General features: G+C 33.8%; 5 protein-coding genes. 3 read left to right on the forward strand and 2 right to left on the reverse strand.

The window, feature by feature from the left end; translation table 11 throughout:
* On the reverse strand, positions 1-4,905 hold a 4,905-nt coding region (locus V7149_RS12470; protein ID WP_335345953.1), incomplete at its 3' end, for an AAA family ATPase.
* Positions 4,906-5,013: 108 nt separating this feature from the next.
* On the opposite strand from V7149_RS12470, the gene V7149_RS12475 reads away from it, so the two are divergent.
* Positions 5,014-5,184, forward strand: coding sequence for an anti-repressor SinI family protein (locus V7149_RS12475; RefSeq protein ID WP_335345954.1), 171 nt, complete (start codon positions 5,014-5,016; stop codon positions 5,182-5,184).
* On the opposite strand, the gene V7149_RS12480 is transcribed toward V7149_RS12475, so the two are convergent.
* The gene (locus V7149_RS12480) at positions 5,165-5,884 is read right to left on the reverse strand and encodes a response regulator transcription factor (protein ID WP_335345955.1); all 720 of its coding nucleotides are present in this window, start codon (positions 5,882-5,884) and stop codon (positions 5,165-5,167) included. The genes V7149_RS12475 and V7149_RS12480 overlap by 20 nt on opposite strands.
* A gap of 308 nt (positions 5,885-6,192) precedes the next feature.
* On the opposite strand from V7149_RS12480, the gene V7149_RS12485 reads away from it, so the two are divergent.
* Both V7149_RS12485 and V7149_RS12490 read left to right on the forward strand, forming a co-directional pair.
* Positions 6,193-7,677 carry an aldehyde dehydrogenase family protein gene (locus tag V7149_RS12485; RefSeq protein ID WP_335345956.1) on the forward strand — a complete coding sequence of 495 codons (1,485 nt, stop codon included), beginning with the start codon at positions 6,193-6,195 and terminating at the stop codon, positions 7,675-7,677.
* A 147-nt stretch (positions 7,678-7,824) separates the two neighbouring features.
* On the forward strand, positions 7,825-8,424 hold the full coding sequence (locus V7149_RS12490) for an SCO family protein (protein WP_335345957.1): 600 nt from the start codon (positions 7,825-7,827) through the stop codon (positions 8,422-8,424).
* The last annotated feature ends 23 nt before the right edge of the window (positions 8,425-8,447 follow it).

Genomic DNA, 8,447 nt, shown 5'->3' on the forward strand with positions numbered 1-8,447 from the left:
CTCCTCAATAATTAGTTCAAGTTGAATTTTTCCGTTTTTCGTATACTTGATTGAATTATTGATTAAATTTGAAATCAGCTGATCCATTCTTCTAATATCAACAGAAACTAATGGATAGTCTGAGTCATTTAATGCTGGAATCGTAATGATAAAATCTAAGTTGTTCTTTTTAACATCCCATTCATACTGACCACAAAGATATAAGAAGAGTTTATTTATAGCGACATTTTCCATTGAAAAATGGAAGCTCCCAGCTGTTAGCTGTGATAAATCAAATAAGTCTTGAATTAGACGATTCAAAGAAAGGATACGTTCTCTGCTTCTTTTTAAATAGCTTAATTGTTTATCAGGAGAATCAATAATTCCATCAATAATCGCTTCAATATACCCTTGTATTGAGGTTATTGGAGTTCTTAAGTCATGAGAAATATTCGCTAAAAAGTCACGTCTCAACGTTTCTTCCTGTTCAAGTTTATTATTCGCCTCAGCAAGACTCGTTATGGCACCCTGAAGATCATTTGTACGCTCCTTTACTTTTTCTTCAAGCATCGTGTACACTCTTGCGTTTACGAGTGAAATAGCAGCCTGTGATGAAAGAATAGTTAACATTTGTATGCTTTCTTTCGTAAATGCATGAGTCATGATGTTATTTTCTAAATATAAAATTCCTATTAATAGATTTTGATACATAATCGGCAATGTTAGTACGGATTTCGGCTTCTTTAATTTGACATATGGATCATCAATAAACAGTCCAATTGCACCCGCATTTTCTAGGACAATTGCCTCTTCCGTTTTGAGAACATAATGAATAAGTTGAAGAGGAATTTCTTGTGCAAACTCGGAAATATCAACTTGATTATCCAATAAATAAGTTTTGTCTAAGTTCCCTTGAATGGCGGGATGTAATCTGCCTTCCTCATGAAGAAGTAAATATCCTTTTTCAGCTCCAGCATTTTCAATCATGATTTTCATCATTTTGATCATTAATTCTTCATAATTGATTTCCATTGATATTGCTTGCGTAGCTTTAATAATTGTTTCCGTATCGATATTTACAGTTCTAGCGACCTGATCATTTAACAAAGGAAACATATCTAAATTCTGTTTTTTTAAATTCTCTGCTTTTATAACTGCACCCCAGCTTACATATTGTTGATAAGCCAATTTGAAAAAATATTGTGCTAATTGCTTATAGCCAATTCTTATATAATAATCACCCATACATTCATAAATAATCGCTTCATCCTGTAAAAATCCAGATTCACCTGCTGAAAAGGCAGCTTTTTCATAATAGCCAGTGATCACTTCCTTGCTTTTATTCAATACTTTATTTAGTTCTGCCTTCATTAGCAGATATTTATGTTGATAATTTACAGGGGCATTTTCCGCCCACTTTTTCATTTTTTGTATATTTCTTTTTATTGTTCGAATATAAATCTTTCTATCCAGCTTAGTAGCCTTTTCATATAAACGACATAACCATAATGTTTGATAAAAATAATATTCAGGTGTTATAACGAGAACATTTGTTTTTGTTATTAGTTTTGACAACATCTTAAGTAAGTTGCTTGCCTGCTCCTCTTCTTTTAATAAAAATGCCATTTGCAGTCTTAAAGTATAATGAATAATATCAGCAGACTGATCGCTATTTGTAATTGGCATATCAAAATTAGGGGTTACATCCCTATTCGATAGTACTTCAAGCCAATGCTTCATTTCATGAATAAAATCTACTGATATTCGATAGTTAATACTTTTTACGAATTCCAGCTGTTTTTGAACACCCATCGATACTTCCTTAAGGCTGTTACCTTGAATAAACATAGTTATAATGATAAAGGAACTTGATGCACCAGCTAAATGAATGTTACCTGATTCGACACTAAGCTGCTGTGCTTCATTTAAGTATGAAAGATTGTCGCGCAATGGATTTCTCCAATGATTAACAAATGTGCCGAAAACAAAATAAACTCTTGCTTTCAAATTAATCTTATTTCCTCGTTCTACATGCTGTAATGCAATGTTGCCGTATTCATAGCTATCAGAAAAATTATTAAAGCCAGCACTTTGAATAAGTGAATAATTATTAAATACTAAGCAAGTAAAATCCGTTTGACCATTTTTTAATGTAAAATGAAAAGCCTTTAGCATTAAATAAGTAGATAAATTCTGATTTACATGAAACGATGGGGCATTTAAATTAATTAATGTTTCAATAAAAAGTTTCTGTGATGGTTCTTTCATATGTGGCAAGTTGAGAAGTGTTGCTGGTTTTTTGTTAATAAGTGCAAATTGAATAAGAAGTAACTCTTTAGCTATGTCTGCTTTCCTTGGATTTGGTTTAATGTTCCAATTAAATAACTGCAGCCCTTTCAAACCCGCATCAACAGCTTCATTTACTCGATGTAAATGGGTAAATAACATAATCATATTATTGTAAAGTTTAATTTTCTCTTCTTTTGTCTTCGCTTTATCTATTACTTCTTTAAAGGTATTTTCAGCTAGCTTAAAATTACTATTTAGATAGGCTGATTCCCCTAATCCTTTCATTATTTCAAAAGTTAGGGAATAGTTGTCTTGCCATGAGTCCTCCTGTAAAAGCCCCTTTGCCTCATAATAGAAATTGTATGCAGCCTGAAACGCAGCCACTTTTATTGCTTCTCTCCCCGCCCGAGCATTTAAAGTTGCTAACTCCTTCCGCTCTTCCTCCGATAACAATTTAGTGCAAATATTCAAGTGTGACACAGCTTCAAATAAATCCTCATTATTTACATGGATAGGTTGATTTTCTTTTAAATATTTACCAATTTTTAAATGCAAATATTGTTTCTCATCTAATGAAAGAAGTGAATAAAGGGCTTGCTGCACACGGTCATGGATAAATAAAAATTTATTATTATCTTCTTCTGAATGATTATCAACTATAGGTACGACAAACCCTTTAGTAACAGCATCCTGAAGTAAATGATTGATGTTTTGACTATCGATTTTCAAAATTTCAGATATTAGTTCTCCATTCACTTTTCTGCCTAAACAAGAAGCTGCTTTCAGTAATTTTTGATCATGTTCGGGTAGCTTTTTTATCCTGCTAATAATGAAGCTAACAATATCCTCATTTATTGAGATCTCATTTAATAATGTAAGCTGAATATGTTCCATTGCTTCATCATCAGCTGATACTAACATTTCTTTCGTTAAGCTTCGAAAAATTTGCGTGATAAAAAAAGGATTTCCTGCTGTTATTTTGTAAATAATCGAAGAAATTTGTGTACTTATCCGGCTATCAATATCAAATTGAATAGAGATCCAGTGAGTGATTTGTGCTATTGACAATGGTTGGAGGGAAATAACAACTTTATCATTTAAATTCGTAAGAATACTTTCTTTTAAAGCTGTGTTTACTCGATTGTTTTCCTCCAAATCTATGCCATCTCTATAGGCAATAATCAAAAATAATCGATTTTCCCTCGTATTATTGATTAAGTAACAAATTAACTCTAATGATGCTGCATCAGACCATTGAAGGTCATCGATAAAAATGATAAGTGGACATTCAATTGAAATAAAATTAATCAATTTTTGAAACATCATTAAATAATGACTATGATTATCGTATGAAGACATCCTCTCAATTGCAGGCTGTTTTCCAATAATCCATTCAATTTCAGGAAGAAGAAAGGATAAAGCACTCACATATGGTCCAAGTTCATGAAGAATTTTTGATTTCCAGATCGTTACATTTTTTTCTCCCTTTGATAAAATAATTCGAACCCAAGTTTTAAATGCTTGGATAATAGGGGCGTACGGAATATTCCTAAGTAATTGGTCAAACTTTCCTTCTAAAAATAAAAAATTATTTTCCATGTTATTATTATGCAAATAATGAACTAAACCAGTTTTGCCGCTGCCAGATGGCCCTGATATAAGAGCAGTCTTTGAGGAACCACCAAAGACGCATGCTAATCCTTCATATAAACTTTCTAATTCCTTTTCCCTGCCAAACAGAACATTTTTCATTTGTTTAGTAGCTTTATTTTGATAATTTAAAGGAAACTTCTTTACCCAACCGGTTTTGACAAATTCATCATAGCAATATTCAAAGTCCTTCTTTACTGAATTTACAGACTGATAACGTTCATCAGGTGATTTTTCCAATAGCTTCAAGATAATATTTGAAAGGATTTCTGGGATGTCGGCATTAATTTCTGAAGGCGAAGTAGGAATTCGGGCTAAATGTGAATGTATAGTTTCTGAAAGCTCTGAGTCTTCAAAGGGAAGCTTTTTTGTCAGAAGCTCATAAAAAATAATCCCAAGAGTGTACAAATTGGCCCGATAATCTGCTTGGATATTAATTCTTCCCGTTAATTCTGGCGGAATATAGGCGATTTCCCATGAAGATAATAATTTATTTGTTTGATCCGTTATGATGCTTTTACCACGATAGAGCGAATTAAAAGTACCTAATAACGATAGTTGTCCTTTTTCAATATTGACGATGAAATTATATGGATTTAAATGAAGAAACATCAAATCTTGATCGTGAATATATTCAATGATTTCACAAAATTGAATGGCTATGGTAAAAAAATCTTTTAAAGTGTACTTTTGTGTGTATACAAATTTTTTATAAAGCTCCCCTTCGAACGGTTCATAAACGGGTAGGATTTCATTGTTTTTTTTCTCCAACCGTATTGGTACTACAATGCTTGGATGGTGTATGAAGGATAGTAAATCAAATTCTCTTTGAAAATATTCAAAATCATATTGCGTGTAAAAAGAAGGCTCCATGATCTTTTGTATGATGACATCATTTTCATTGAAAGAAGAATAACCTAAATAATATTTGGCAAATTCGTCTTTGTCTTTTTGCATTAATTTTTTATACCCAGAAACATTCAACATATTCCTCATCCTTTAAAAACTTTAATAAAACTTTAAGTAAATTTATACTGTACTTATAATATTTAATATATTCTAATTACTATATCAATTCTGTTAATGGAGGTTAATATGGAGCAATCTTTAAATAGTAGTACAATAGCTTCCGATAAAGCAATTCATGGAAAACTGGATAAAGAATGGCTATCCCTTATCATCAAAGCTAAATCAATGGGTGTTTCAATCACAGACATAAAAGAGTTTTTAAGAAATAATCCTTCAGCTATTCAAAGTCATCGTTAAATTTATACCCTATTCCTCTTACGGTTTGTACATATATGGGTTTTACTGGGTCAGGTTCAATTTTTTTTCTCAAGTTGCTAACGTGTACCATTACCGTACGATTGTCACCAAGACTGTCTTCACCCCATATTTGCTGAAAAAGTTGTTCCACACTATAAACTCTTCCAGCATTCTTAGCTAATAGGCATAATAATTGAAATTCTTTTGCTGGCAGTGAGATTTTTTCTCCACATTTTTGTACCACATGTCGATCTATATCTATTGTAAGGTCGGGAAATTGAAGAATATCGTTTTCCCGATTTTTCTTTTCGTTGCTGCTTTCGAAATCATTTTGTCTGATTCTTCTTAATTGCGCTTTAATTTTTGCAACTAATACTGCTGGGCTAAACGGTTTTGTTATATAATCATCCCCACCAATTCGTAAGCCTAGGATTTTATCAATATCGTCTTCTTTTGCACTTAAAAATATAATAGGCACATTTGATTTTTTCCGTAATGACTGGCATGTTTCAAATCCATCTACTACCGGCATCATTACATCCAATAAGATTAAGTCAAAATTATTACTCCCAAAAAGAAGCAGTGCTTTTTCCCCGTTATCTGCCAATGTAACATCATAGCCTTCATTATTTAAATAAAGATACAAGACCTCCCTAATATCACGATCATCATCTACAACTAAGATCTTTTCGGTCCGCATAAACATCCCTCCTTAATAGCGACCTTTTTCAATCCTTATTAGTTAAACGAGATTATTTCTATTAAAATCATTATAATTTTACTACAAAAATACTAAAAATTCCCTAAATTACCATTAAATATTGATCGCAATTCATTCTTTAGTAAAATTTGTAAGCATTCGTCGAACGGTGTCAGAATATTTGTAATGTTTATAGTTGATTATTAAACTATTAAATTGTTACCATTGTATTGTAGGTGTTCGCGAAAGAATTCTACTCAACATGGCATCATGAAATACATAAGACTACAATTCTAAGGAGGAGTTTTATGAGCCAATTAACAGTCAATTTATTAGAGAAGGTAGAAAAGTTCTTAAGCGGTAAAAAACATTTGTATATTAATGGAGAATTTGTAGAAAGCAAGTCTCAGAAAACATTTGAAACATATAATCCTGCCACTGGGGAGGTTCTTGCAAACGTATTCGAAGCTGGTCCAGAAGATATCGACCTTGCTGTGAAAGCTGCTAGAAAGGCTTTTGATGAAGGTCCATGGTCTAAGATGGGAACTGCAAAAAGAAGCAGACTCATGTATAAGCTAGCAGATTTAATGGAGGAAAATGCTGCTGAATTAGCACAATTAGAAACATTAGATAACGGAAAACCAATTCGTGAAACAACTAATGCTGATATTCCGCTAGCTGTTGAGCATATGCGTTACTATGCGGGCTGGTCTACGAAAATCGTTGGTCAAACCATTCCAGTAAATGGTCCATTCTTCAACTATACTCGTCATGAGGCTGTGGGAGTTGTCGGACAAATTATTCCATGGAACTTCCCTCTTCTAATGGCAATGTGGAAGATGGGAGCGGCACTTGCTACAGGCTGTACAATCGTACTTAAGCCAGCCGAACAAACGCCTCTTTCAGCATTATATTTAGCAGAATTAATTCAAGAAGCGGGCTTCCCTCCTGGTGTCGTCAATATTGTTGCAGGTTTTGGTGAAACAGCAGGCCAGCCGCTTGTTGATCATCCGCTAGTTGACAAAATTGCATTCACCGGCTCCACAGAAGTTGGAAAAATGATTATGGAAAGAGCTTCAAAAACGTTAAAAAGAGTCACTCTTGAACTAGGCGGAAAATCGCCTAACATCATTCTTCCAGATGCGGACTTATCAAAAGCCATCCCTGGTGCTTTAAATGGGGTTATGTTTAACCAAGGTCAAGTTTGCTGCGCTGGTTCTCGCGTATTTATACAGAAGAAGCATTTTGACAATGTTGTGGCAGATATGGCAAGCCATGCCAAAAATATTAAACAAGGTGCAGGTATTCATGCTGATACAGAGATTGGTCCGCTTGTCTCGATCGAACAGCAAAATCGTGTACTAGGTTATATCGAAAAGGGCATAAATGAAGGTGCCCAGCTTGTTGTTGGCGGTGAAAAGCCACAAGAACAAGGTTACTTTGTCTCCCCTACCATTTTCGCTGATGTTAGTGATGAGATGACAATTGCGAAGGAAGAGATTTTCGGACCTGTTATTTCTGCCCTTCCATATGATGATCTCGATGAATTAATTAATCGCGCGAATAGCAGTGAATACGGACTGGCAGCAGGTGTTTGGACTCGTGATGTCGCGAATGCACATTATATTGCCAATAAACTGCGTGCAGGTACAGTTTGGGTAAACTGCTACAATGCCTTTGATGCAGCTTCTCCGTTTGGCGGATACAAGCAATCCGGAATCGGCCGTGAAATGGGATCCTATGCATTAAATAACTACACTGAAGTGAAGAGTGTTTGGATTTCAATGAAATAATTAACTCGCTTAAAAAGCCAAAGGAATCGATTTCCTTTGGCTTTTCCAATTTTTAAAAATAAAACCTCCCACTCTATATCTATGTTCACATATTATCCATAGGATTTTTCTCACATTTTCATTATTCTTATTAAGGGAGGGGAAATAATGAAAAAACTATATATTATTTGTGGAATTATTGTTATTTTAGGAATCTCGGCTGGAATTTCCTTTTTTATTATTCGAGATGTGACATCTAAGATTCCAGATGACATTACGCTTGTAACGATGCACGAAGAAAAATATGCGTTCTCGGAATCAAATAAAAAGCTGAAGCTGGTCGAATTTATGTATACCCACTGCCCTGATATTTGTCCAACGACTACGCAAAAAATGAAATTTTTGAAAAAGGATTTAGAAAAGGCTGGGGTTTTTGGCAAAAATGTCGAATTTTTGACGATTTCAATTGACCCTTATCGGGACACGCCAGAAAAAATGAAGAATTATATGAAAACCTTTGAGATTGAAGATGACGGAAATTGGATTCTCCTTACAGGGGACCAGAATAATATGAAAGCGGATCAAGAGGAAATTAGAGAATTAGCCGGCACTTTTCAATTCCAGTACAGAGATCCTGGGGATGGATTCTATGTTCATAGCACCTTTGTCTATTTAATTGATGAAAACAATAAATTTATTAAGAGATTTCCAATGGGTGAAGAGTTTAACGAAAAGGAAATTTACAAAAAAATTATGAAAGAAATTTAAAAAAAAGGAAAAAACGTTAAACG

This window comes from Bacillus sp. JJ1503 (assembly GCF_036965125.1).
In the GTDB taxonomy this organism is placed as follows: Bacteria; Bacillota; Bacilli; order Bacillales; family Cytobacillaceae; genus Cytobacillus.

Bases quoted from the DNA above. Each gene is read 5' to 3' on its own strand.
- V7149_RS12480 (WP_335345955.1), bottom strand. From the start codon at position 5,884: ATGCGGACCGAAAAGATCTTAGTTGTAGATGATGATCGTGATATTAGG.
- V7149_RS12485 (WP_335345956.1), top strand. From the start codon at position 6,193: ATGAGCCAATTAACAGTCAATTTATTAGAGAAGGTAGAAAAGTTCTTA.
- V7149_RS12490 (WP_335345957.1), top strand. From the start codon at position 7,825: ATGAAAAAACTATATATTATTTGTGGAATTATTGTTATTTTAGGAATC.
- V7149_RS12475 (WP_335345954.1), top strand. From the start codon at position 5,014: ATGGAGCAATCTTTAAATAGTAGTACAATAGCTTCCGATAAAGCAATT.